Genomic DNA, 25,286 nt, shown 5'->3' on the forward strand with positions numbered 1-25,286 from the left:
GCGCCGGCGGCTTGCAAGCAGCCGCGCCGAAGCCAGATTAAACTGGCTCGACCTCGTTCGCGACGGAGATCGTTTCATGTCACGTCAGCTTCGCCTCGGCGCCTTCATGCGTCCCACGACCATTCACACCGGCGCATGGCGTTATCCCGGCGCTTATCCCGACGCCAACTTCAATTTCGCGCATCTGAAGCGTTTCGCGCAGACGCTCGAGCGCGGCCGCTTCGACGCGTTTTTCATGGCCGACCACCTCGCGGTGCTCAACATGCCGCTCGACGCGCTCAAGCACAGCCACACCGTCACGTCGTTCGAGCCGCTCACGCTGCTTGCCGCGCTCGCCGCGGTCACCGAGCGGCTGGGGCTCATTGCAACCGCGTCCACGACATTCGACGCGCCATATCATGTGGCAAGGCGCTTTGCCTCGCTCGACCATATCAGCGGCGGCCGCGCGGGATGGAATCTCGTGACGACATCGAACCCGGACGCCGCGCTCAATTTCGGGCTCGACGAGCATGTCGAGCACGACGAGCGCTACCGGCGCGCCCGCGAGTTTTTCGACGTCGTCACCGGACTTTGGGACAGTTGGGCCGACGACGCTTTTATCCGCGATACGGCCACCGGCACATTCTTCGATCCGGAGAAACTGCATGTGCTGAACTACAGGAGCGAGAACTTTTCGGTGCGCGGGCCGTTGAATATCGCGCGCCCCGTTCAGGGCTGGCCGGTCATCGTGCAGGCGGGATCGTCGGAAGCAGGGCGTCAGATCGCCGCCGAAACCGCCGAGGTGGTGTTCACCGCGCAAACACGGCTGGCAGACGGCAAGCGCTTTTACGCCGACGTCAAAGGCCGCATGGAGAAGCTGGGGCGGCCACGCGATCACATGAAGATTCTTCCCGCCGCCTTTGTCGTGGTGGGCGATACGCTGGAGCAGGCGCTCGACACGCGAGCGCGGCTCGACACGTTCGTTCATGACGATAGCGGCATTGCTTCATTGTCAATTGCATTGGGACACGACGTGTCCGGCTTCGATCCTGACGGGCCGCTGCCCGAGATTCCCGAAACCAATGCGAGCCGTACCGCGCGCCAACGCGTGATCGAATGGGCCGAGCGCGAGGGGCTGACGATACGCCAGCTGGCCCAGCGCATTGGCGGTTACGCGGGCCTGGAGATGGTCGGCACGGCCGCCATGATCGCCGATCAGATGGAGCAGTGGCTGGTGGAAGAGGGCTCCGATGGATTCAATGTGATGTTTCCTTACCTGCCGGGCGGTCTGGACGATTTCGTCGCCAAGGTGATCCCCGAGTTGCAGAGGCGCGGGCTGTTCCGGCGCGAATACGAAGGGACCACGCTGCGCGAAAATCTGGGGCTGCCACGGCCTGAGAACCGGTTTTTTCCACGTTCCGGCGCCGGAACCTAGCCGCACTCGGGCCGCCGTTCAGGAGCCGCCGAACCAGTTGTAGCCTTGATCGACCCAATAGCCACCCGGGAACGTATTGGTCACGAAGATCTCCATGATGTGCTTGGGGTTCTTGTAGCCGAGTTTCGTAGGCATCCTGAGCTTCATCGGATAGCCGTATCTGGCCGGCAGTTGCTCGCCGTCATACGTGAAGGTCAAGAGTGTCTGGGGATGCAGCGCCGTCGGCATATCGATGCTTTCGTAATAGTCGTCGGCACATTTGAAGCCGACGTATTTCGCGGACGTGTCTGCGCCGACACGTTTGAGGAACTCGGAAAACGGCGTGCCGCCCCATCGGCCGATCGCGCTCCAGCCTTCGACGCAGATATGCCGCGTGATCTGCTCGGCTTTCGGCAATGCGTAAAGTTCATCGAGGGCCCAAGCCTTTTTCTCCCGCACGAGGCCGCTCACCTTCAGGCGGAAATCGCGGCCGTCCACATGCGGCACATCGTCGATGCCGTAGAACGCATTGAAGGGAAACGGACGCGTGATTTCCGCCTCCGTGTAGGTCGGCGCGAGCCGGTTCGGATCGAACAGCCAGCCCTGCACGCTGTCGTTGATTTTCGACACGCGCGACAGGAACGTCTCGACCGACTTGTCGTCCGACAGGCTGCATCCGGTCAGCATGGCAAGGCCGCCGAGCGTGACGATGCGCTTGCCGAAGAGCCGCCGTGACGGCATCTCCAGCTCGCGACGCACGTCGATACTGAGCGACTCGCGATCCACGCCCGGAGAGGAAGGTTTGAAAAGCTTCACAATCGTACTCCTCGGTTAGCGGCCACGAATCATCGTGAGCAACGAACGCGGCACGAGCGCGACCATCGTCAGATGGACGACGATAAAACCGGCCAGCAGTGCCATCGCGCAGAAGTGAACGACACGCGCACGGTCATAGCCGCCCATCAGTTCGCGCAGCAATGGGAACTGCACTGATTTCCAGATCGCAAGTCCCGATATGATCAGGATGGCGATGTCCAGCATCACGAACAGGTACGCGAATTTCTGCACCGCGTTGTAGCGGGCCGGATCCGCGTGCGACAGGTGGCCCTTCAGTGCTTCACCTAAGTCGTGCAGGATCGCGCGCGGCGACAGCGGGAAGAACTTCGACCAGAGCCGGCCCGTGACGAGGTTCATCGCCAGATAGAAGAGGGCGTTGAAGAACAGCAGCCACATCGCCGCGAAGTGCCATTGCAACGCACCGCCAAGCCAGCCGCCGAGCGTGACGCCGGTCGGAATACTGAAACCTTGAAACACCGGCGACGCGTCGTAGATTCGCCAGCCTGAAAGCATCATCAGCACCGCCGCGAGCGCATTGAGCCAGTGCGCGATACGCACCCAGGCGGGTTGGATCGTCGCGGCGCTCGGGCTCGAGCCTTCGGCGACGCGGGCAAGCCGCGCCGCGGCGACAGGCAGAAATGGTTTGAAGCGCATGACGGACTCCCGCTGGACAGGCGCATGAGGATTCGCAGGTGCATTCCCGGCCGGCGGGCCGGGAATGCACCTCGGGGCTTACTTGCTCATCGCGTCGCCTTTTTTCATCGCGTCGGGCTTCATCTTGCTGCCGTCCTTGCTCATCGAGTCCTTGCTCATTGCGTCCTTGGACATCGAATCCTTGGACATAGAACTCTTGGCCATCGAGTCTTTGCTCATTGCGTCTTTCGACATCGAATCGTTGGACATGGCGCCGCTCGCCTGGGCGAACGCCGAACCACCGCTCACGAGCAACGCTGCGGCGAATGCTGCGATTGCAATGCGTTTCATGGCAACTCCTTGAATGTTGTTGATCGGACCGCGTGGCCGAAGCGGCCTATCGGGTCCGAGTGTTGATGAGGTGAACCTGCTTTCCGGCAACTACCGATGCGTCGTCATCCCGCATCTGTGAGGTAGTTCGCCAGCAGCGCCGGCGCGGTTACAGCAGGCGCGATTTTTTTTGCTGAAACGGAAAAAGAGGGCGGTGCGGCGTGATCGCGAGCGCCAGGGGTGGGCGATGGAATAAACTCCTGTTTCCTGTAACCGACGCCCCAGATGAATCGAACTACCGATATCACCGCAGCGCAGGCGAAAGAGGCGCATCTGCGAACCCTGTTCCTGAGTGGGCTGGACGGCGACGGTGTCGCGTACCGGCAATTCCTCACGGAGTTGGGTGCGCACTTGCGCGGCTTCCTGCGCAGGCGGCTTTACGATGGCGCGTCCGACGCCGAAGATCTCGTGCAGGAAATATTGCTTGCGGTGCACAACGCACGGCATACCTATCGCACGCAGGAACCGCTGACGGCATGGATTCACGCGATCGCGCGTTACAAGCTGACGGACTACTTCCGGGCGCGCGCCCGGCACGATGCGCTGAACGATCCGCTTGACGATGCATTCGAGTTGCTCGCCGCGCCCGATCTCGAGCCGGCGCAAGCGAGGCGCGACCTTGGGAAACTGCTCGATCAGTTGCCTGGTCGCCAGCGTTTGCCGATCGTGCATGTGAAACTCGAAGGACTGTCCGTGACGGAGACCGCGAAATTGACCGGCTTGTCGGAGTCCGCGGTCAAGATAGGCGTACATCGTGGACTCAAGGCATTGGCTGCAAAGATTCGAGGTACGCGATGAAAACGGATGACTTTATTTCGCTGCTTGCCACCGGCGTTGCGCCGGTGGACCGTCACGCGCTCACGAAACGCTTCGGCGTCGCGGTGCTGGTCGGTGCTGCCGGTGCGACGCTGATCATGGCGATGGTGCTCGGCATCCGGCGCGACCTGGCCGAAGTGGCCGTCACGCCGATCTTCTGGGCCAAGATCGCGTTGCCATTATGTGTGATGGTCGGCTCGCTGTGGACGTCGACGCGGCTTGCCCGTCCCGGCGTGCGTATGGGTGGCAGCAGTTGGCTGATCGCCGCGCCGATCGCGGCGGTATGGCTGGCCGGTGCCTTTGTGCTCGTGGCCGCGCCCGGCGACGCAAGGCTCGCCCTGGTGCTCGGCAAGACCTGGCGCGTGTGCCCATTCAATATCGCCATGCTGTCGATTCCAGGCTTCGTCGCCGTGTTCTGGGCACTCAGAGGGCTGGCGCCAACCCGGCTCGTTTTGACGGGCGCGGCGGGAGGCTTGCTGGCCGGTTCGACCGCGACGCTCGCGTATTGCCTGCATTGTCCTGAGATGGGCATTCCGTTCTGGGGCGTGTGGTATGTGCTCGGGATGCTGGTGCCGACGATCATCGGCGCGGTGCTGGGGCCGCGGCTTTTACGCTGGTGATCGAGCCGGGGAGCGTTTGGGGCTGGTGGGCGGGTGTGGTTCGTCGGTGGGGTTTGGGAACATCCGGAGCGGCGGGTTGGGTGTTTCCAGTGTGTGGCGTGGTAGATGCCGACGGGTGATGTCGAATGGGATCGGTAATTTGACATAAGATAAATTATCGACATTTTTGATGTTGGTCCAAAGTTCAGATGTCGTGTTTCCGCTAAATTGAAATGTCGTGTTTGCGGGTCCATGACAGCCCGGAGCCAGACCTTGAACGGACGTGGATTCATCACGATCAGCACGCACGAGCTCGGGCTCGTGCGCGAAGCTCCCTCAATTCTTGCCACTTCGCATTGACGGTCTTCTTAACGCAGCGTGTTTTCGTTTGAGTGACTTCGTCACTTCGGCAATAACCGAGGCAAGGCGTCGCGCGGCCTCTTTCATTTGTGCATGGCTAAAGCCTCCGAACCCGAGGACGAGGCCAGGCCGCTGCGTTCCGGGCGCGAACATCGGCGATACAGGACGCACAGCGACTCCGGCCGCGGCGGCCAGTTCGACCACCTTGCGATCGTCGATGCCTTCGGCCAGCCAAAGGATCACGTGCATGCCCTGGTCGCCGGATTCCAGCCATGCCAGATCCTTGGGGAGCAACGCATCGAGCGTCTCCATCAACTGGACTCGATGATCCGCGTACACGTTGCGAACTCTGCGAATGTGGCGCTCCAGATGGCCCTCCGCCATGAACGCCGCCAGCACATGCTGATCGGCGTTCGGCGGATGACGGTCCATCAGGACGCGCGCGCCGCAAAAAGCATCGACCAGATCATCGGGGACGATCACGTAGCCCAACCGCAACGACGGAAACAGGATCTTGCTGAATGTGCCGAGATAAACGACCCGATCCGGGTCCAATCCCTGGAGCGACGGAAACGGATAACCCTGATAGCGGAGCTCGCTATCGTAGTCGTCTTCCACGACCCACGCGTGGTTGGCGCGCGCCCACGCGAGCAAAGCGTTGCGCCGCGCCATGCTCATCGGCATGCCCAACGGATACTGATGCGACGGCGTAACGAATGCGGCCCGCGCGTGAGGGGCCATCCGGATCCCCGCTTCGACATCGATGCCTTCGGTGTCGACCGGTACGCGAATCATCGCGTCGCGATGGCCCGTGCTCTCGAGTATGGCCGTCACGCCACGGTAGGCTGGGTTTTCCACCCACGCTTGATCACGCGAAGCCAGCAACACCTGACATGCGAGAAAGAGTCCCTGCTGTGTTCCACTCGTCACGATGACCTGACCGGGATCGCAACGCACCGAGCGCGACTTGCGCACGTAGCCGGCAATCGCTTCACGCAGCGGCAGCGCGCCGAGCGGATCGGTATAACCGGCCGGAGCGCCGGGCCCCTTGGCGCGAAGACGATTGCCGAGCCGGCGCCAGATGTCGGCGGGCGCGGTCAAACCGATTGGAACGGAAATCGCAAATGGCACCGGCGCAAGCGGCCTGAACTCCCGCGCAATCCGGGCAAACGTGGCGGCTGGCTCGGGCAAGCCCGGCCGCGCGATACGCCGACGCGAGGCGCGCGGCTCGCTCGCCGGCTGCGGCTCGGCCAATGCTTGAGCGACGCGTGTGCCAACACCGCCCTTCGATTCAAGAAAGCCCTCGGCGATCAACTGCTCGTAGGCCTCGATCACCGTGCCGCGCGCGACTTGCAGGGAAGCCGCCAGCAATCGCGTGGACGGCAATGCGTCACCAGGCTGGATGTCCCCTTTGCGTACCGCCTCTCGCAACGCCTGCGCCACTTGACGGCTCAGATTCCCTACTGCGCGGTCCAATGTACCGATCGACGGAATTTCCGCGACTCCTGCCGTTCTCGCCATAATTCTGGTTCTACAAAAATGATCAAAACTGGATCTGCAGCATAAACCAGTTTTCCATCACAATGCGTCCAGATGAAATTCGAACCGCTGAGCATCGCCACCTCCGTGGAGTAGACATGTACGTACCCGCCCATTTCAATGAATCCCGCCTCGATATTCTGCACGCGCGTATCGCAGAGCATCCATTTGGCACGTTGATTACGCATGGGAAGAGCGGATTGGACGCCAATCACCTTCCGTTCGAACTGTCAGCGGAAGAAGGCGTTTCAGGCGTGCTGCACGCCCATGTCGCACGGGCCAACCCGGTGTGGCAGGACGTGTCGAACGGCGACGAAGTACTCGTGATCTTTCGCGCGGGAGACGCCTATATCTCCCCAAACTGGTATCCCAGCAAGCACGAGTCGCACAAGCAGGTGCCGACCTGGAACTACGTCGTGGTGCATGCATACGGACGCGTCTCCGTTCGCGATGACGAGCGATACGTGCGCGGCGTGATCGGCCGTCTGACCCGCACGCATGAGGCTTCGCAACCCGAACCCTGGAAAATGGCCGACGCGCCGAAGGACTACCTCGATACGATGCTCAAGTCGATTATCGGCCTGCAGATCGACATCACGCGGCTGATCGGCAAAAGCAAGCTCGGCCAGAACAAGGAAGCACGGGATATTCGGGGTGCCGGTGAGGCGCTCAGGGCACGCGAGAACTTCCAGATTGGCGACGCCATGCTCGCCCGGGCCGCGGAGAAGCCGGAATAAAGCGATTCGGGATTGCCCGAATCAGGCTTCCGGCGTGGCCTTCCGGATAGGCGCCGGCGATGGCCTTGCCCAGCCCTTCACGTCCTGACGGCGTGCCCTTTCATTCATCCTCAGAGCGAGCCCTATGTACTCTTCCACCTTTATTTTCAGGGCCGGTCAGTACGACGAGGAATTCCATCGCCTCGACCGGAAGATCGCTGAAATCGCGCGTGCAATGCCTGGCTATCTGGGTGAGGAAAGCTGGGAGAACGCCACCGCCGGATTGATCCAGAACGTCTACTACTGGGAGTCGGAAGAGGCACTGCTGCAATTGATCAGGCATCCGACACACCTCGAAGCGAAGTCGAAGCAGGCTCACTGGTTGGACGGCTATCGGGTCGTGATTGCGAAAGTGATCCGGCAATATGGGGATGGTGGCCTTGTGACGCGCAAGGAAAATCGGCCTGCTTGATCGAAACCGCTCTCATACCGTGTTCGAGGGAACGGCACTGGGCTGCCTGCCAATTTGCGCGGCAATCGCCCCTCGCATAAATTTAAGCGCCCGTTACCGGGCGCTTTTTTTGCCGGTGACGCGCGCTTTCTTGCGCCCCGCACCGCGAGTCATCCTGCGGATCGTTTGCGACGTTTTCCTTGCGTGTTCTGCCCATGCCACTGCTCTTCGTCGAGAAGCCGATCGAACAGCCGGTTGCGGGCTGTGTCCGTCAAAGGCGACATGCCCAGCAGAGAGTGAAACGCGAGGCCGCTGGCGGCAAAGTAGCGCAGCAACGACAAATCCAGATCTGTTGCCTCGTCCTGCAGCGACTTCATTTTCGCTTCGTCGGCGCTCTTCATTTCATCCAGCAGGTTCGGACTCTCGATGAGCGCTGCGAGCACGGCTCTCGCCACGGAATGCGGCTGATTGATCGACTCCCGGTAGATGGCGATCTGAGCCGCGAGCGTCGGCTCGGCTTTCGAGGCGCCCTCCTTCGCCACATACTCGCGTGCAATCTGTTCGAACTGCTGCCGTTGATATTCAAGCAGCGCGCACAGCACGCCTTGCCTGGTGCGAAACTGATGCAACAGGCCGCCCTTGCTGATGCCGCTTTCGCGCGACAAAGAGTCGAACGTCAGTCCGCCCACGCCTTCCCGGGTCAGGATGGCGAGCGCCGCATCAATGGCTTTTCTGCGGGAAATCTCCGAGCGGGTCTGGTTGTCCATTTTCGATATCGATGACATCGCGACGGCTGCGTTTTTGTTTGCCGGTGGCTGTCGCGTAGTGATGGTGTCTGGCGGGTCAATCGGTGCGGCGGATGCGTGAAGACAAGCTCCCCCACCGTTACCGCAAGCGGGCGGCCGCCGCGAGGAATGGATTGTACCGCCACCGGTCGCTATTAAACAAACCGGATAGACGGTTTAAATTGGACCGGGACGGTGCTACTGTTCGACCTCATCGGTCTTCGCCCGATCTGAAAGCCGCCCGCCCCTCCCGTTGCCCCTCAAGGACCGCCGCATGATCACGCACAAACTCGTCCCGCTTCTTTTCTCCGTCGCTGCGATGCTCGCTCTCACCGCATGCGCGGGGGTGCAACCCGTCGCGTACACGGGAATTTCATCGTCGTCGCAGTTGAAGCAGAACCGGGACGACGATTCACGCAAGGTGCCCTACAAATACGCGGCGCCGGTCGTCTGGTCCCGATATACGCAGGTCATGCTGGAGCCGGTTATCGTCTATCAGGGTGCCGACAACCAGTTTGGCGAATTGACGCGCGACGACCGCAGCGCGCTGGCCAATTACATGGGGCAAACCTTCTCGAAGAAAATGGCGACACGATTCGACGTCGCGACGCAGGCCGGCCCGAACACGCTGCGCGTCAAGCTGACGCTCACCGGCGCAGAGAAAACGACGCTGCTTGCCGGACAGGTGATGCATTTCGACCTTGCGGGCAATCTGTACAACGGCGTGCAGTCGATCCGCGGCGCACAGGGCGCCTTCAGCGGTTCGGTCTCCTACGCCGTGGAGATCTACGACAGCGTCAGCGGCCAACTCCTGAAGGCCTACGTGTCCAAGCAATATCCGAACGCCATGAACCTGCCGGCAGCCTTCGGTTCCCTGAGCGCCGCAAAGACCGGCCTCGACAAGGGCGCCGACGCGCTGGTCGCCGAGATTCGCTGAGGCTGTTCCGGTTGCCGTCTCGCTCGCGACAGCGCAGCGATATGGCGCGATCGAGCCGACATGTCGGTTTGCGCTACCCGGGGCGACGCCAGGTTCGATTTTCCCGATGACAGCGAGGTCTGCACATGCACCGATTTGTCGCGTTCGTCGTTTCATGTGCGCCGCCGACGCTGATGGTCGTCATCGTTTTTTCGGTGGCGTACCTGCTAGTCGGGATGCCGCTTCATTTCGCACGTGGTCCAACTGCCAGGGACGTGTTGGGCACGCTGGCCGGGATCTTCGCCGCGCTCGTCTATATCACGCTGATCCTGGGCTTTGGCCCGGATGGCCATGCCGGTTGGCACTAGTCCCACAGGCGTCTTCAGAGGGTTAGGACATCATGCGCCGGCCGCACCCGACAAACCTTCACCGCCAGGACAACAGCATGGCTCGGGGCCCGCGAAAGACGACGCGTCGCACCGTCACCTGCGGCGTGTACCGCCTGCGGGCGTATCTGGCCATCGGCTCCCGTCACATGGGCAAGGTGCTTGAGGGCATAGCCGACGTGATCTGCGGAAGACTGTAATGCAAACGAGCCCGCCATCTTTATCGATCTGGCTTGCTTCTCTCGCCGCAGCCGCGATCTGCGTAGTATTCCTTATTTCGCGGGTCGCGCACTCGGGCCCGGAGGTCGCGGTCAGCTTCCTCACCGCCGAAGGACTCGAAGCCGGCAAGACCCGCGTGCGCTACAAGAACGTCGAAATAGGCAGGCTGGAAAAATTGCGGTTGTCGGCAGACCGGACACACGTGCTCGCCGTCGTGCAATTCGATCCCTCCGCCAAACGGTTCGCGACGTGCGACACGCGCTTCTGGGTGGTCCGCCCGCGCATCGGCATGACGGGCGTCACCGGGCTGGCGACGCTCGTCAGCGCGCCTTACCTCGCCGTGGATGTCGGCCGCGCGTCGACGCTATGCAACACGTTCATAGGCATGGAGACACCGCCATCGGTTGCTCGCGACCAGAACGGCGGACGCTTCGTCCTCCACGCCGCCTCGCTCGGCTCGCTCAACGTGGGCTCGCCGGTCTATTTCAGGCGTGTGCAAGCAGGCCGCGTGCTGAACTATTCGCCGAGCAGAAACGGTGTGGGCGTCGCTGTCGACGTTTTCGTGAAAACGCCCTACGACCGTTACGTCACTTCACGCACCCGATGGTGGCACGCAAGCGGCATCGATCTGCGTCTGGATGCCAGCGGATTGCGCCTCGACATCCCATCCGTCGCCGCCGTGCTTTCCGGCGGCGTGGTGTTCGACCTGCCCGCCACGCCGGCTTCGACCGAACGCGCCGCCGACGGCGCCGCGTTCGCGCTGGCCGCCACGCAAGCCGAAGCCATGAACCACGCCGACGACGGCCCCGCTGCATCTGTGCGCATGAGGTTCGACGGGTCCGTGCGCGGACTGACGATCGGCGCACCGGTCGAATTCGAAGGCGTCGAACTCGGTGAGGTCACCGGCGTCGACGTCGGCTTCAATCCCAAAGATGTTCGCTTCGACATGGTCGTAACGCTCGACCTGTACCCGTATCGTCTGGGGCGACGTTACAGGGAGGCGCTCGGACATGGATCGAGCGAGGCTGGCAAGGCGCTTTTGCATCAACTGGTGGCTCAAGGTCTGCGCGGGCAGTTGCGCATGGGCAGCGTCCTGACGGGCCAGCGTTATGTGGCGCTGGACTTCTTCCCGCACGCGCGGGCGGCCAGCATCGACACCCGGCGCCTGCCGGTAGAACTGCCGACCGTGCCCAACACGCTCGAGGAGTTGCAGGATCAGCTCGCCAACCTCGTGGACCGGCTCGACAACATGCCCATCGAGCAGATCGGTGCCAATCTGAATCAGGCGCTCGTGCACGCTCAAGCGCTATTCCTGCGCATCGACACAGAACTGGTTCCGCAGGCACGCACAACGCTTGAGACAGCCGAACAGTCGTTCAACGCCGCCAACGCCACGCTGCAGCAGGACTCGCCGATGCAAACCGATATACGACGGGCGTTGACCGAATTACGCCGCACGCTTGCCTCGTTGAAGGCACTTTCCGACTACGTGGAGCAGCATCCCGAATCGCTTGTATGGGGAAAACCCGCGGGCTCGTGAGGCAGTTCGAGAGACGAGCGGCTATGCCGTGCTTGATTCAAATCAAACCGACTACGCGTTTCGGGACGACTATCCCCAGTGTCGGCGCTGCCCGCACGACGCGCGGCACTTCAGATCAGAACAGAGCGCCCAAAACCGGCCATGGCAGCAACGACCGCCGACGCGCCGCCAGTTTCCGTTGGCATGGGACTTGCCTGTCGTAACACCCGCACCACCTTGGCATAACGACCGGGGCTGAACAGGAGGAGACAATGCGCGATGAAGTCTGTCACGCGGTAACGTCAATGGCGCCACGTGAGCCTGGCTGGCTCACGCCGTCGATTCAGAAATCCCACGAGCGTTCCGAAACCTTCGGCTTGAGCGCCTCGATGCGGCCGGACTACGACGTATTGCCGGCCGCCGAACTCTCGTTGAAGCTCGAGCAGAACCGTGTGCTCTGCGCACATGCCACGCCGGTGATGGAAACACTGCATGAGCAGATCGTCAACACGCAGAGCATGATCGTGCTGACCGACGCCGAAGGCCTGATCCTTCATTCGATCGGCGACGACGACTTTCTGCGGCGGGCCGAGAAGGTCGCGCTGCGTCCGGGCGCGAACTGGGCCGAAGACCGCCAGGGCACCAACGCGATCGGCACGGCGCTCGCAGAGCGATGCCCCACCGTGATTCGCGGCGAGCAGCACTACCTGGCGGCCAATCGCTTTCTGACCTGCTCCAGCGTGCCGATCCTCGATCCATACGGCGATCCGATCGGCGTGCTCGACGTCACCGGCGACTATCGCAGCTATCACCAGCACACCATGGCGCTGGCGAAAATGTCCGTGCAGATGATCGAAAATCATCTGTTTACCAATACCTTTCGCGACACCTTGCAAATCGCCTTTCATGGCCGCCCTGAGTTTCTCGGCACCTTGATGGAAGGCATCGTCGCGTTCACCTGCGATGGCCGCTTCCTGTCGGCCAATCGCAGTGCGCAATTCCAGTTGGGCATGCCGCTCGCGGGCTTGCGCGCGCATACCTTGTCGTCGCTATTCGGGCGCACCACCGCGCAACTGATCGACGACCTGCGAATCAGCCGCGACCGGCATTTGTCGCTGAACCTGCACAACGGCTCGGTGGCCTGCGCGCACGTCCAATTCCGGCGCGCCGCACGCGCAGAAGAAAGCTGGCCGCCGCAGGAGCGTCGCGAGGCGCGCACGGCGCACCGCGCGGAGCCGCCGGCGCCGGCCGCGAGCGCGATGTCGAGGCTCAGCTACCTCGACACGGGCGACCCGCGGATCGCGGCGGTCATCGGCAAAGTGCGCAAGGTGATGGGCAAGGACATTCCGATCCTGATCACCGGCGAAACCGGGACCGGCAAGGAACTGCTCGCGCAGGCGATTCACAACGACTCGCCGCGGCGCTGCGGCGCGTTCGTGGCGGTCAATTGCGCGTCGATCCCGGAAACGCTGATCGAATCCGAAATGTTCGGCTACGAGGAAGGCGCGTTCACCGGCGCGCGGCGCAAAGGCGCGGTCGGCAAACTGCTGCAGGCCAATGGCGGCACCCTCTTCCTCGACGAAATCGGCGACATGCCCTACCCGTTGCAGGTGCGGCTACTGCGCGTGTTGCAGGAACGCCTTGTCAATCCGCTTGGCTCTTCGAAGTCGATACCGGTCGACATCGCCATCATTTGCGCGACCCATCGCGATTTGCGTGAAATGATCGCGCAGAAACGGTTTCGCGAGGATCTGTACTACCGCCTGAACGGCATGGTGGTCAAACTGCCGCCGTTGCGCGAGCGCACGGATCTATCCGCCGTCATCCACAAGATGCTGCAATGCGCGTCGGCCGAACGCGCCGAAGGGCAGCCTTTGAGCGTCGCGCCGGACGTGATGGCGCTGTTCGAGCAGTGCGCATGGCCGGGCAACTTCAGGCAGCTCGGCAACCTGCTGCGCACGGCCGCCGCAATGGTCGATGCGGACGGGCAGATTCGCCACGAGCATTTGCCCGACGACTTCTTCGACGGCTTGCGCACTGAGCCCGCGGTGTGCGCGGCCGGCACCGAAACGTTGCCGCTGCCAAGCGCACGTCTCGAAGATGTCGCCACCAGCGTCATAGCCAGAACCGTCGCACAGCATGGCGGCAATGTGTCGGCCGCTGCCCGCGCGCTCGGCATCTCGCGCAACACGATTTATAGAAAGCTGCCGGCGCACGGTTTGAACGACGCGGAAGACGCGGCCTGACCCGTGTGTCACAGGTGCTCCAATTTGCAACACTGCTGTGCCTGGAATGAACAGCCCGCCTCGGTGTGCGCGAGTGCCGGAGGCGGTTTATCGTCCGACGAACGCGGACTTTTCTTTCAATTTGCATTCGATTGACCATGCTAATGATGTGTTTCGATCTGTGCGACCGCGAAGCGGAATTTAATGTGTCCGGCACAGACTTTGCATTATTCAGCATGGCCGCTTGAACCACGCGGTTCCTCAATCACATGTCGTACTCAAGGAGACAGCTATGCAATGGACCACCCCCGCCTATTCCGATCTGCGTTTCGGTTTTGAAATCACGATGTATATCGCTAATCGCTAAAGCAACGATCAGGCGCCGCACGCCCCTCGCGGTCTGCGAGCGTGCGTGTCGGCGTCCGGAGCATGGCTCGTGAAATCTCGGGTGCGAACGGCGTCATCCCACGAGGGAATCCCGACTCACCTGCGACGACTTCACGCGGCACGCGCCGTGCAGCATTGCCGACGTGCAACAGCGTCCCCTCGACATCCCGCGCTTCACACTCGACATTCTGTGGTCGATGCCCGACGCGATCGAAAAGGCGTAACCCATATGAACGCTCCGCACCACGACCGCGACGCCAGCCTTCGGCCCTGTCTGCGCACGATGTTCCGGCTGCAATGGGAAGACGTTCAGGATGCCTACGTGCTTCTGTACCCGGAAGGCATGGTAAAGCTCAATCCGAGCGCGGGGGAAATTCTCGCGCGTTGTGACGGAACCCGCGAACTGGACGACATCATCGGGGAACTGGAAGATCTGTTCAGCGCATCCGATCTCGCCGCCGACGTGTACCGTTTCATCGACCACGGGCGGCAGCGCGGCTGGCTGGACTGACATCATCAGCTCGCCGCCGGCGGCGCAGAGAACGCATTGCGGTTGGGATGAAGTGACTGCTTCCAGGCGGCCCGGCGGTTCCCGTGAATGACAGGGGATCGCCGGGCCTTTTTTTGTGCGGTGAGGAAGGTGAAGAAGACTGTCCGGGCTATTGCGGCGTGCGGGCGTTCAGCGGTGTGGTGGACGCCTTGGCGCTGTCGTCAGTCAGCTTGCTGCTGCCGGCGCTATAGCCGTTGGAATACAGCAGGAACGCCATGATGTCCGCATAGTCCTGCGGTTTCATCTTGCCAGGACGGTCGGCCGGCATATTGTTCGCCATGTATCCGTACACTCCGCCGATGGTCAGCTTCGCATTGGCCGCCGGCGCAAAGGACGGGCCGCGCAACGCGGGCGCATTCAGTCCCTGCAGGTCCGGACCATGGCATTTCGCGCAGGAACTCGAATACAGGGTCTTGCCGTGCGCGACCTGCGCACGATCGAAGCCCGGCGCATCAGCGGCTGCGCTCGCATCGACCTTGATGAAGCGCCCCGCCTGCGAGCCGCGATTGGATGCCGATGTGAGCCGCCATCCGGCATCGTTGCGAGCGGGGCCGTCACGATAGGCAAATGTGGCCGCTGGCGAACCGGCCGCATGCGCCGTATCAGGGAGCATCCAGTGGCGCGACAACGACGCCAGCCGTCCATCCGCTGCCATCTTTGCGAGCGCGGCGTCGATCCGCGGCTGCAATGCGGCGCCATTCTTGCCGAAGGCGAACACCAGTTGCCAGTCGGCGTACGGCGAGACGGTCTTGACGACCCGGAAGTGCCGCTCGGGATGCGCGATCGTGTAGGCCACGACCGCCGGATACCAGACGATCGCGCGATGCGCCTGCCCGCGCGCGAGAGCGTCGACCGTCAGCGCCGCGGTGTTCTCCAGGTCGAGCCGGATGTTCGGTTGCTGCACGGCGATCAGTTGCGCGGGGCTCGCATAGGTGGCCGCCACCACCTCGGCCTCGCCGGCGGGCGTGGACGATTCACGCGTGGTGACACTCACGTACCCGGAGCGCAGATAGCCGCGCGAGAAGGTCAATTTGCTGCCGGCGCCATCCGCGATGGCCGAACGCGGAAAGCCGGCAATGACATCGCACTTTCCCGCCAACGCCGCGTTGAGTTCCTTGAGCGACACACCGTCATCGTCACCGCCGTCGAATCCGCCGGGCCCGAGCGACAACGCAATCCCGGCCGTGCGAAATGCTTCGCGCGTCACCGCTTCGTCCAGCGCGGTCGATGGACTGCCGGGGAAGGTGCACGCGCGCACGCCCGCAGTGGCGAATCCCGGCGCGAGCGTGCCGGTGGCCAGCAAGACACCGGCGAAAGCGAACCAATTGAGTCGAGTCTTCATGATCCTGTTTCCAGAAGAGGCCGGGCCGCCACGACCATGTGGTCGTAACCAGACTGTCGTGACAGCCGCGTGGACATCAGCCGTGGTTGAGCGCAAACACATACAGCGTGCCGCCGCGTGGAACCTTCTCCGCAGCCTTGGCCATCGGACCACCCCAGATCGGATTCGCGCCGCCGTAGCCCGCGAGAATGGCCACATACTCCTTGCCGTCGACCTCGAACACCGAAGGTTGAGCGACGATCCCGCTCGCAAGTTTCGGGCTTTGCCACAGCACCTTGCCGGTCGTTACATCGAACGCATACAGGTGGCCGTCGAGCGAACCGCTAAAGGCAAGGCCGCCGGCCGTGGTCGCTACGCCGCCGTTCCACGGCAGCTTGCTCCAATGGCTCCAGACTTTCTTGCCCGTGTCGACATTGATCGCCTGCAGTTCGCCATAGCCCTTGCTGCCGGGCTCCGGTTTGATTTCGAAGCCTTCGCCGAGATACGGCAGCCCCTCCATGTAGTTCACCGACTTGCCCGACAGCGACATGCACGCATGCAGCGCCGGAACGACGGCGATGTGCTTGTCCGGGTCGTATGAAACCGACCACCAGTTCTTGCCGCCGAGGAAGCTCGGGCAGGTTTCGATCGTCGTGCCGGCCTTCGGGTACTTCGACGCATCCTGAATCGGCGCGCCCTCCGCGGTGTAGCCCGTTACCGAAGTCGCGGTCACGAACGGCTTCGCGTAGATCAGCTTGCCCGTGCCGCGGTCGATAGCGTGAAAGAAGCCGTTGCGGTCCGCGTGGATGATGGCGTCGTACTCCTTGTCCTGATACTTGATCGTCGCCAGCACCGGCGTATTCACACCGTCGTAGTCCCATGTGTCGTGCTTCGTGTACTGGTAATGCCACTTGAGATTGCCGGTTTTCGGATCGAGTGCGAGCAGCGAATCGGAGTAGAGGTTGTCGCCCGGACGCAGATCGGCGAGCCACGGGCCGGGGTTGCCCACGCCCCAGTAGAGTGTTTTCGATGCGGCGTCATAAGTGCCCGTCAACCAGGCCGGCGCCCCGCCATGCTCCTGCATGCCGTTCGGCCATGTCTCGCCACCCTTCTCTCCGGCGGCGGGCACCGTAAAGCGCTTCCATAGCACGTTGCCGTCGTCCGGATTCAACGCCGCGATAAAGCCGCGCGCGCCGTATTCGCCGCCCGCGCTACCCACCACCAGTGCACCGTCGAGCGCGAGCGGCGCGAGCGAGAACGCGTAGCCAAGACCCGGCTCGAACATCTGCTTGCGCCACGCGAGCGCGCCTGTCTGCGCGTCGAGCGCGACGACGTCGCCATTCAGCATCGCCACGTACACATTCTTGCCGTATAGCGCCACGCCGCGATTGATCACGTCGCAACACGCCGTCTTGAACGATTCCGCACCGAGCTTCGGTTCGAACTTCCACAGTTGCTTGCCCGTCGCCGCGTCGAATGCGTAGACGTTGTCCTTCGGCGTGGTCACGAAGAGATAGCGTCCGTTGACGATCGGCGTCGCTTCGAACCCCTGCTGCAAGTCCGCTGGAAACTTGTAGCTCCAGACCTGTTTGAGGTTCTTCACGTTGGCGGTGTCGATCTGCTTGAGCGGCGAATGCGCCTGGCCGTTGTAGGTGCGGTAATACGTGAGCCAGCCTGGGTCGCTTTGCGCGGCTGTCAAACGTTCATAGCTGACGGCCGGGTAATCGTCCGCGGCACCCGCGGCTACCGATCCGAGTGCCAGACCGACGGCGGTCGCCACGCTCATTGCAAGCGCCGTGGGCCGCGTCGCCGAAGCTAAACGTGCTTTCATCCTTGTCTCCTGTTGAGTTGTCGACGCGAGGCCGTGCGGCGCCATCGTCTAGTGAACGCAGACTGGCTGCCGGCCATTCAAGGCAAGTCGCGTGCCATTGCCGGCGGTTCCGTCCGGGGCCACGATGGCCGATGAAAAGCGGCACGCATGCACGCGCAGGAACGGCTCGCAGGACGTGGCGACGGTGTTGCAACGTGGCGCATTCGAGCGCGCAGGTGTTGCTAAAAATGACAGTTCCCCGCCGATCAAGCGGACCACGCACACGCCGCCGCCACTCGTCGCCATGCATGCGGCGCGCATGTCGGGCAATGGCACGCTTCTCGCTGAATGCTCCGCACGATGAAGAAGCGCCGCAGCGCATGCAGGCCGCGCTAAAGCAGGCTTTCTCCCTCGGCACCGCTCACACAATCATTGGAGGAGTCAGGCATGAATCACGCAGATATGCAGTTTCTCGACGTCGAATTTCCGTATGCGCGGCAGTACGCCAATTTCATCGGCGGCGAATGGGTTCCGCCGGTGCGGGGCGAGTACTTCGACAACGTGTCGCCGATCACGGGCGAACCCTTTACGTCGATCCCGCGTTCGACGGAAGAAGATATCGAACTCGCGCTGGATGCGGCGCACCGCGCGCGCCAGGCGTGGGCCGATACGGCGCCTGCCGTGCGCGCGACGATCCTGAACCGTATCGCGGATCGCATGGAGCAGAACCTGTCGCGCATCGCGTTTGCCGAATCGATCGACAACGGCAAGCCGATCCGCGAAACGCTCGCCGCCGACATTCCGCTCGCGATCGACCACTTCCGCTATTTCGCCGGCTGCATTCGCGCCCAGGAAGGAACCCTCTCCGAGATCGATGCGGATACCGTGGCTTATCATTTTCATGAGCCACTGGGCGTGGTCGGTCAGATCATTCCGTGGAATTTCCCGATCCTGATGGCCGTGTGGAAGGTCGCGCCCGCACTGGCCGCCGGAAACTGCATCGTATTGAAGCCTGCGGAGCAAACCCCCGCGTCGATCCTCGTTCTGATCGAACTGATTCAGGATTTGCTGCCGCCGGGTGTGCTGAATGTGGTCAACGGGTTCGGTCTCGAAGCCGGCAAACCGCTGGCATCGAGCAAGCGCATCGCCAAGATCGCGTTTACCGGTGAGACTTCGACCGGTCGTCTGATCATGCAGTATGCGAGCCAGAACATCATTCCCGTCACGCTCGAACTCGGCGGTAAAAGCCCGAATATTTTCTTCGCCGATGTGACGAATGAGGACGACGGCTATTTCGACAAGGCGCTCGAAGGCTTTGCGATGTTTGCGCTGAATCAGGGCGAAGTGTGCACGTGTCCGTCGCGCGTATTGATCGATGAAAAGATCTACGACCGCTTCATGGAGCGTGCGCTCAAGCGCGTTGCGGCGATTGCGCAAGGGCATCCGCTCGATACCAAAACGATGATCGGCGCGCAGGCCTCGCAGGAACAGCTTGAAAAGATTCTTTCGTATATCGATCTCGGCAAACAGGAAGGCGCCGAGTGTCTGATTGGCGGTGAACGCAATACGCTGGGCGGTGAGTTGAGCAAAGGCTATTACGTGAAGCCGACGGTATTTCGCGGCAACAACAAGATGCGCATCTTTCAGGAGGAGATCTTCGGACCTGTGGTATCGGTCACGACGTTCAAGACCGAAGAAGAAGCGCTCGAAATCGCCAACGATTCGCTCTACGGTCTCGGCGCGGGCGTGTGGACGCGCGACGGCACACGTGCCTATCGCTTCGGCCGGCAGATTCAGGCAGGCCGCGTGTGGACCAATTGTTACCACGCCTATCCGGCGCATGCGGCGTTCGGCGGTTATAAACAGTCCGGCATTGGCCGCGAAACCCACAAGATGATGCTCGACCACTATCAGCAGACCAAGAATCTGCTCGTGAGCTATAGCAACCAGCCGTTGGGTTTCTTCTAACGCATGAGAATCTGGAGCGGTGTGAGGACCGCTCCGGACGACCGGCGTGCGGACCGATCATTGGCAGCCGCTGCGTGACGGACGTCCGCTCATCAACCGCTCACGGATACTTACGTCAGCCGGGACACGCCGGCTCTGACCGACATCCGGTTGCGGCACATCCTTTTCACTCGCAGCAAAGAGACTGCTTGCGCGAACTGGATCGCCTGGAGGCGATTCCCGCAAGCGCTGAAGCGGGCGTTTTCAACTTTGCGTCAAGACTTGTCCGTCGGCCGCGGCGTCAGCATCACCGCCAGCACCGCGACGCCGAGCACCAGCAATACGCCTCCGTACACCGTGGCGTTATGGGTGTCGTACAGCACGCCGCGAATGACTATTCCCATGCCGGCAAGCGCGACGAATACCGCGATGGCCGCGAACACGATCCGACGTTCGGCGCGAATCATGACGCTCTCCCGCAAAGTGGTTAGTGCCGTAAGACGCACAGGAACAACGGAAGACTTCCAGCCGCGCACTATTCTCTTTCTGGCGACGATGATCGCGCGCGACTGCCGGATCTCCCGCTCGGGTCACCGCGAAGAGCCAGTTGGCTCGCGTGCCGGCGGTGCCTGTCGGCAAGCTTTCGGCGATTCGCTGTGGACCGTGGGCCAGTCTGTTTTAAGGCCTGTTTTAAGCCTGTTTGCAGGTCGGCTCATTGGCCGGCCACTGAATCCCCTCCACGACGATCGCGTAGGTCATCGGGCGCGGATGTCAATCCATCCTAGGCGGCGATCAGCCAATAGTAAATACGGGTAGAGCCTACGGCGCCGGCATGGTCAAAGCGATGGCCGTCACGCAGCGCAGACTTGTGCGCGGATCGAGGTCGTACTCAGGGATGCTGACGATCGACCGCTGCGGCGTCCGGTCGAGACATGAAACGGTGCGGCGTCGATTGCAAGCCTAGAACTTCGGGTGACATTCAAAACTCATGGATGAACCATGCTCCGTCAGCATTTGCACGCCGCTGACGGTTTCGGCCGTCACGCTGGTCTGCATGCCGCGACGCTCGCAGTAATCGCGCGCCTGATTCATGGCCTGTTCATGCGCGCGCGCCCACGCCATCCGCCCACCGGTCGCGCTTGCCGCGATCGTATACGTGTTGGGCTTGCTGGTGGCAACCACGTCGCTCGACGTGGCGCATCCCATCAGACTCGCGCACGCGACGATGACCGCGATGAAGGCGCGCCCCGGCAGCGGATTTCTCGCGTTGTGCGGACCGGATGCCACCGCGCCGCCGGGCCTGCGCCCTGAAACCGTGTTGAACATATTTCACCTGCACATCATTGCGGATTAACCAATATCGAATTATCCGCAATCACGCGCAAGAGATCAGCCTCGCCATCTGAAAACACTGTTGCTCGCGCCTAAACAATCGCTCGCCGCATGGCGCAAAAAACTTCCGGAATCGGACCTCAGCGTCTAGTCTGTAACCACGCCATTCCAACCACCCGGACATTGAACCGGAGGAGACAATCGATGGAGCTCGAAGCACGTACCATGAAACGTGTGACGGTTCGGCTCGTGCCGTTCCTGATCCTCTGCTATTTCATAGCTTATCTGGACCGCGTCAACGTCGGCTTTGCTGCACTGCAGATGAACAAGGCGCTCGGCCTGTCCGCGAGTGCTTTCGGTTTCGGCGCCGGGATCTTCTTTATCGCGTATTTTTTCTTTGAAGTGCCGTCCAATCTGCTGCTGGAGAAATTCGGCGCGCGCCGCTGGATTGCCCGGATCATGTTCACGTGGGGCATTCTCGCGGGTGCGATGGCGTATATCCCAGATATTGCGCGTTTCACGGGGCTCTCAACCGCGCACGTGTTTTACGGTCTGCGCATTCTGCTGGGCGTGGCCGAGGCGGGCTTCTTTCCGGGCATCATCTTCCTGCTCACGTTGTGGTTTCCCGCCGCGTATCGCGGCCGCGTGGTCGGCTACTTCATGGCGGCCATCCCGCTGTCCACGGTGATCGGCGGCCCGATTTCCGGTGCGTTGCTGTCGATGGACGGCTTCGCCGGACTGGCCGGCTGGCAATGGGTCTATCTGATCGAGGCGGCGCCCGCGCTGGTGCTCGCGTTCGCGGTGCTCTACTACCTGACCGACAAACCCGCCGACGCCAACTGGCTCGCCGCCGACGAACGCGAGTGGCTGGTCGCGCGCCAGAAGCGGGAGCGCGAGCATCGCGAAGCAGTGCATGCGTTCAGCGTGAAAGAGGCCCTTTTCAATCCTCGCGTGCTCGCGGTCGCGCTCGTCTATTTCGGTGCGAACGCAACCAACTACGGGCTGAGCTTTTTTCTGCCGCAGATCGTCAAAGCCTTCGGGCTCACCAATCTGCAAACGGGCTTCGTGACGTCGCTGCCGTACATCGTCGGCGTGATCAGCATGGTGTTCTGGGGACGGCATTCGGACCGCAAGCTCGAACGCAAACGCCATGTGGCGCTCGCGCTGCTGGTGGCGGCGGGCGGCATCGCCGCGGCCGCCGGGCTCGACAATCCGGTGCAGAAGATGATTGCGCTGTCGATCGCCGGATTCGGCATTTTCGGCTGCCTGCCGGTGATCTGGACCTTGCCCGCCTCGTTCCTGTCGGGCGCGGCGGCGGCGGGCGGCATTGCCGCAATCAACTCGCTCGGCAATCTGGCGGGCTTCTTCGGACCGTACGCGATGGGCTGGATCAAGGACAGCACCGGCGGCTTCGGCGCCGGTCTGCTGTGTCTGTCGGGCGCGGGACTCGTCGGGGTCGCCGCCGTCCTGCTATTGCATCACGACGCTTCGCTCGAAGCGTCGTCCGGATCTACGGATCCGGAGATGCCGGACGGGACCCGGACCCAGGCGGCGCGGCCGTAAGCGCGTTTGCTCCCGCCGTGGCCGCGAGCGGACGCGCCGTGGCGCACCAGTGAGCGCCGCGGACGCTTCCGCCCGTCAGGGCGTGCCGCTGCCGTTCGCCGACGTTGCCGGCAACGCATTGGCCGGGCTGCCGGCGTCCGGCGGCACTACGTCGTCCGGGGTGGGCGTCGGCGCCGAGGCCGGCTCGCCGCCGCCGCGCGCTTCACCGTCGACCGCCCCGCTCGCGGCCACCGGCGCGGAGCCCGGCGCCTGAAGCAACGGTGGTTGCGGCAAGGCGCGCGGCTGCGCCGCAGCGGCGGACGCCGACGGCTCGGCAGGAGCCGCGGCCGGCGCGCGCCGCGTCGTCCCGCGCGGCGCAACTGGCGCCTCCGGCTTGGCCGGCGACGCGGCGAACAGATTCTGGAACCACGTACGCAACCGGCCCGAACGCTCGGCGAACCAGCCGGGTTCCTGGTCGGTCGCAAATTTGACCCGGGTATCGATCAGCCGCGAGCGCTGCGCGCGCTGGAAGAAATCGCCGACGATCGGCAGCGCGCTGTGCGCCCCCTGCCCCCAGTAGTCGCTGCGCAAGGTCACGCGGCTGTCGTTGAAGCCCACCCACGCGCCCGCCACGAGTTGCGGGTGAATCAGGATGAACCAGCCGTCCGCATTGCCCTGGGTCGTCCCCGTCTTGCCCGCGACATCGCCGCGCACGCCGAAGCGGCTGCGAATGCTCGAGCCCGTGCCGCGATTCACCACGTCGCGCATCACGTCGATAAGCACCCGGTCGACATCGGCGGACAATTCCTGTCTGGGCGGCACCGGCGCGAATTCGGCCAGCACCTCGCCCTTGCGGTTCTCGATACGCGTCGCCATCACCGGCTCCACGTAGCCGCCCAGATTGGCGATCGTGCCGTAGGCCGAGACCATTTCCTTCAGCGTGACAGGGCTCGTGCCGAGCGCCAGCGACGGCACCGGCTCCAGTTCGCTGTCGCGCACGCCCATTGCGCGGGCAAGGCGCGCGACCTTGTTCGGCCCGACCGTCTCCATCAGCTGCGCGGTAATCCGGTTGCGCGAATACGCGAGGCCGTCGCGCAGGCTGATCTTGCGCTCGCTCGGCTCGTCCTCGTCGCTCGGCCGCCAGACTTCGCCGCCCGCCAGCGGGATTTCCACCGGCTTGTCCACGAAGGTGTCGGTGGGCTTCGCGCCCGCCTCGAAGGCCGCGGCGTAGACGAACGGCTTGAAGGTCGAGCCCGGCTGGCGCCGCGCCTGCTGGACGTGGTCGAACGGGTCCTGGCTGAAGTCGCGGCTGCCCACCCATGCCCTGATCTGGCCGTTGCGCGGGTCCATCGCGAGAAAGTCCGCCTGCACGCGCGTCTTGGACTCGCAGAGCGACTTCACCAGATCGCGCTCGGAAGAGACGCGCTTGAGCGCGTCGTCATCGCTCAAGCCCGCGTCTTTGGCGGCGCGGTAGTCGGGCGTCTCGCGCAGGAATGTCTGCAGCAGGTCGCGGCCGTTCGAACAGCCCGCGCGGGTGCCCCACGCCGAGTTGGCGATGCCCTGCAACTGGTTGCCCTGCAAGGTGACCGCCTGGGTCGCCATGGTCTGCAAACGTGAATCGATGGTGGTGCGCACCACCAGCCCGTCGGCGTACATGTTGTAGTCGTTGCGATCCGCCCATGACGCGAGCCACTTGCGCAACTGCTGCGCGAAGTGCGGCGCGGGTCCGGGCGGCTCGGTCTGGCGCTCGAAGTCGATGCGCAACGGCCGGCGGCTGAGCGTCGCGTAGGCCGCGGGCGTCAGCTTGCCGTACTTGACCATCTGCCCGAGCACCGTATTGCGCCGCTGCAACGCGCGTTCTGGGTTGATCACCGGGTTGTAGTAGCTATTGCCCTTGAGCATGCCGGTAAGCGTGGCGCTTTCCAGCACGCTCAGATCGGAGGCCGATTTGTCGAAATAGGTGCGGGCCGCCATCTCGATGCCGTACGCGTTATAGAGGAACGGCACCGTGTTCAGGTAGGTCTCGAGAATCTCGTCCTTGGTGTAGAGCGCCTCGATCTTGAAGGCCGTGATCGCCTCCTTGAGCTTGCGCGTGAGCGTCGGCGCACGGCCGATTTCGTCCGGATAGAGATTGCGGGCGAGCTGCTGGGTGATGGTCGAGCCGCCCTGCCGGTCGCCGGAAAACGTATGCAGCGCGGCCGAGCCCGTGCGCCGCCAGTCGAGGCCCCAGTGCTGGTAGAAGCGGTGATCTTCGGTGGCGATCAGCGCATTCACGACATTCGGCGAGATGTCCCTGAGCTTGACCCACTCGCGGTTCGAGGGCTTGAATTCCGCCAGCAGCTTGCCGTCCGCCGACAGAATCTGCGCCGGCTGCTCGACCTTGGCCTTGCGGATGTCGCCGATGCCCGGCGTGAACGGAATCAGGATCAGCACATACAGCACGAACAGCAGCGGAGTCGCCGCGCAAGCCTTCAGCACGCCGCGCCGGGTAGGATGGCGCAGGTGCCACAGGGCTTGGGCGATCAGGGGGTTCGCCAGAGTCAGCCCTTTTTCAAGGGTCTCCAGAAATGAGGGGATCAGGCGCTTCACGCTAGCTTCGAGTCGGCTTGGAAA

At 62.9% G+C, this 25,286-nt stretch carries 23 protein-coding genes; 13 read left to right on the forward strand and 10 right to left on the reverse strand.

Going from position 1 to position 25,286, the window contains the following annotated elements:
• Window positions 1-76: 76 nt before the first annotated feature.
• Window positions 77-1,414, forward strand: a complete 1,338-nt coding sequence (locus tag CJU94_RS14860) for an LLM class flavin-dependent oxidoreductase (RefSeq protein ID WP_095419331.1) — start codon at window positions 77-79, stop codon at window positions 1,412-1,414.
• Window positions 1,415-1,432: 18 nt separating this feature from the next.
• Here CJU94_RS14860 and CJU94_RS14865 read toward each other — a convergent pair whose 3' ends face one another.
• From CJU94_RS14865 to CJU94_RS14875, 3 genes are all read right to left on the reverse strand, one after another.
• Complete coding sequence (locus CJU94_RS14865) at window positions 1,433-2,209, reverse strand: molybdopterin-dependent oxidoreductase (RefSeq protein ID WP_095419332.1); 777 nt, start codon at window positions 2,207-2,209, stop codon at window positions 1,433-1,435.
• A 15-nt stretch (window positions 2,210-2,224) separates the two neighbouring features.
• Entirely contained in the window at window positions 2,225-2,884 is a 660-nt protein-coding gene (locus CJU94_RS14870) for a cytochrome b/b6 domain-containing protein (protein WP_208645319.1), read from the reverse strand.
• 78 nt (window positions 2,885-2,962) lie between these two features.
• Window positions 2,963-3,214 carry a pentapeptide MXKDX repeat protein gene (locus CJU94_RS14875; protein WP_095419333.1) on the reverse strand — a complete coding sequence of 84 codons (252 nt, stop codon included), beginning with the start codon at window positions 3,212-3,214 and terminating at the stop codon, window positions 2,963-2,965.
• 264 nt (window positions 3,215-3,478) lie between these two features.
• On the opposite strand from CJU94_RS14875, the gene CJU94_RS14880 reads away from it, so the two are divergent.
• Together CJU94_RS14880 and CJU94_RS14885 are read left to right on the forward strand one after the other, a co-directional pair.
• A complete protein-coding gene (locus tag CJU94_RS14880; protein ID WP_095419334.1) occupies window positions 3,479-4,051 on the forward strand; it encodes a sigma-70 family RNA polymerase sigma factor in 573 nt (190 codons plus the stop codon).
• A complete protein-coding gene (locus tag CJU94_RS14885; RefSeq protein WP_095419335.1) occupies window positions 4,048-4,689 on the forward strand; it encodes a DUF1109 domain-containing protein in 642 nt (213 codons plus the stop codon). Before CJU94_RS14880 ends, CJU94_RS14885 begins: the two co-directional genes overlap by 4 nt.
• Before the next feature lie 315 nt (window positions 4,690-5,004).
• Here the strand turns inward: CJU94_RS14885 and pdxR are convergent, their stop codons facing one another.
• Window positions 5,005-6,549, reverse strand: a complete 1,545-nt coding sequence (gene pdxR, locus CJU94_RS14890) for a MocR-like pyridoxine biosynthesis transcription factor PdxR (protein ID WP_095419336.1) — start codon at window positions 6,547-6,549, stop codon at window positions 5,005-5,007.
• 116 nt (window positions 6,550-6,665) lie between these two features.
• Between pdxR and CJU94_RS14895 the strand changes: the two genes are divergently transcribed.
• Both CJU94_RS14895 and CJU94_RS14900 read left to right on the forward strand, forming a co-directional pair.
• The gene (locus tag CJU94_RS14895) at window positions 6,666-7,304 is read left to right on the forward strand and encodes an FMN-binding negative transcriptional regulator (protein ID WP_095419337.1); all 639 of its coding nucleotides are present in this window, start codon (window positions 6,666-6,668) and stop codon (window positions 7,302-7,304) included.
• A 124-nt stretch (window positions 7,305-7,428) separates the two neighbouring features.
• The gene (locus CJU94_RS14900; protein ID WP_095419338.1) at window positions 7,429-7,755 is read left to right on the forward strand and encodes an antibiotic biosynthesis monooxygenase family protein; all 327 of its coding nucleotides are present in this window, start codon (window positions 7,429-7,431) and stop codon (window positions 7,753-7,755) included.
• A gap of 149 nt (window positions 7,756-7,904) precedes the next feature.
• Here CJU94_RS14900 and CJU94_RS14905 read toward each other — a convergent pair whose 3' ends face one another.
• Window positions 7,905-8,501 (reverse strand): TetR/AcrR family transcriptional regulator, encoded by a 597-nt coding sequence (locus CJU94_RS14905; protein WP_095419339.1) that lies wholly within the window; start codon window positions 8,499-8,501, stop codon window positions 7,905-7,907.
• Between the two features lie 292 nt (window positions 8,502-8,793).
• Here CJU94_RS14905 and CJU94_RS14910 point away from each other — a divergent pair, with 292 nt between their 5' ends.
• From CJU94_RS14910 to pqqD, 6 genes are all read left to right on the forward strand, one after another.
• A complete protein-coding gene (locus tag CJU94_RS14910; protein ID WP_095419340.1) occupies window positions 8,794-9,456 on the forward strand; it encodes a DUF3313 domain-containing protein in 663 nt (220 codons plus the stop codon).
• A 125-nt stretch (window positions 9,457-9,581) separates the two neighbouring features.
• Complete coding sequence (locus CJU94_RS14915) at window positions 9,582-9,803, forward strand: hypothetical protein (RefSeq protein ID WP_095419341.1); 222 nt, start codon at window positions 9,582-9,584, stop codon at window positions 9,801-9,803.
• Window positions 9,804-10,020: 217 nt separating this feature from the next.
• Window positions 10,021-11,580, forward strand: coding sequence for a PqiB family protein (locus tag CJU94_RS14920; RefSeq protein ID WP_095419342.1), 1,560 nt, complete (start codon window positions 10,021-10,023; stop codon window positions 11,578-11,580).
• 251 nt (window positions 11,581-11,831) lie between these two features.
• Window positions 11,832-13,805, forward strand: a complete 1,974-nt coding sequence (locus CJU94_RS14925; RefSeq protein WP_095419343.1) for a sigma-54-dependent Fis family transcriptional regulator — start codon at window positions 11,832-11,834, stop codon at window positions 13,803-13,805.
• A gap of 271 nt (window positions 13,806-14,076) precedes the next feature.
• The gene (gene pqqA / locus CJU94_RS14930; RefSeq protein ID WP_007178434.1) at window positions 14,077-14,151 is read left to right on the forward strand and encodes a pyrroloquinoline quinone precursor peptide PqqA; all 75 of its coding nucleotides are present in this window, start codon (window positions 14,077-14,079) and stop codon (window positions 14,149-14,151) included.
• 249 nt (window positions 14,152-14,400) lie between these two features.
• On the forward strand, window positions 14,401-14,682 hold the full coding sequence (pqqD, locus tag CJU94_RS14935; RefSeq protein WP_095419344.1) for a pyrroloquinoline quinone biosynthesis peptide chaperone PqqD: 282 nt from the start codon (window positions 14,401-14,403) through the stop codon (window positions 14,680-14,682).
• Between the two features lie 148 nt (window positions 14,683-14,830).
• Here the strand turns inward: pqqD and CJU94_RS14940 are convergent, their stop codons facing one another.
• The gene (locus CJU94_RS14940) at window positions 14,831-16,063 is read right to left on the reverse strand and encodes a c-type cytochrome (protein WP_095419345.1); all 1,233 of its coding nucleotides are present in this window, start codon (window positions 16,061-16,063) and stop codon (window positions 14,831-14,833) included.
• Window positions 16,064-16,139: 76 nt separating this feature from the next.
• Window positions 16,140-17,873, reverse strand: coding sequence for a methanol/ethanol family PQQ-dependent dehydrogenase (locus CJU94_RS14945; protein WP_095419346.1), 1,734 nt, complete (start codon window positions 17,871-17,873; stop codon window positions 16,140-16,142).
• Between the two features lie 426 nt (window positions 17,874-18,299).
• Here CJU94_RS14945 and adh point away from each other — a divergent pair, with 426 nt between their 5' ends.
• On the forward strand, window positions 18,300-19,820 hold the full coding sequence (adh, locus tag CJU94_RS14955) for an aldehyde dehydrogenase (RefSeq protein ID WP_095419348.1): 1,521 nt from the start codon (window positions 18,300-18,302) through the stop codon (window positions 19,818-19,820).
• A 254-nt stretch (window positions 19,821-20,074) separates the two neighbouring features.
• Here the strand turns inward: adh and CJU94_RS14960 are convergent, their stop codons facing one another.
• Window positions 20,075-20,266, reverse strand: coding sequence for a DUF2964 family protein (locus tag CJU94_RS14960; protein WP_095419349.1), 192 nt, complete (start codon window positions 20,264-20,266; stop codon window positions 20,075-20,077).
• Between the two features lie 493 nt (window positions 20,267-20,759).
• A complete protein-coding gene (locus CJU94_RS14965; protein WP_095419350.1) occupies window positions 20,760-21,125 on the reverse strand; it encodes a hypothetical protein in 366 nt (121 codons plus the stop codon).
• 210 nt (window positions 21,126-21,335) lie between these two features.
• Here CJU94_RS14965 and CJU94_RS14970 point away from each other — a divergent pair, with 210 nt between their 5' ends.
• Window positions 21,336-22,694, forward strand: coding sequence for an MFS transporter (locus CJU94_RS14970; RefSeq protein ID WP_095419351.1), 1,359 nt, complete (start codon window positions 21,336-21,338; stop codon window positions 22,692-22,694).
• Window positions 22,695-22,769: 75 nt separating this feature from the next.
• Here the strand turns inward: CJU94_RS14970 and CJU94_RS14975 are convergent, their stop codons facing one another.
• Window positions 22,770-25,262 carry a penicillin-binding protein 1A gene (locus tag CJU94_RS14975; RefSeq protein WP_095419352.1) on the reverse strand — a complete coding sequence of 831 codons (2,493 nt, stop codon included), beginning with the start codon at window positions 25,260-25,262 and terminating at the stop codon, window positions 22,770-22,772.
• Between the last annotated feature and the right edge of the window lie 24 nt (window positions 25,263-25,286).

Source organism: Paraburkholderia aromaticivorans (assembly GCF_002278075.1).
GTDB classification, from domain to species: domain Bacteria; phylum Pseudomonadota; class Gammaproteobacteria; order Burkholderiales; family Burkholderiaceae; genus Paraburkholderia; species Paraburkholderia aromaticivorans.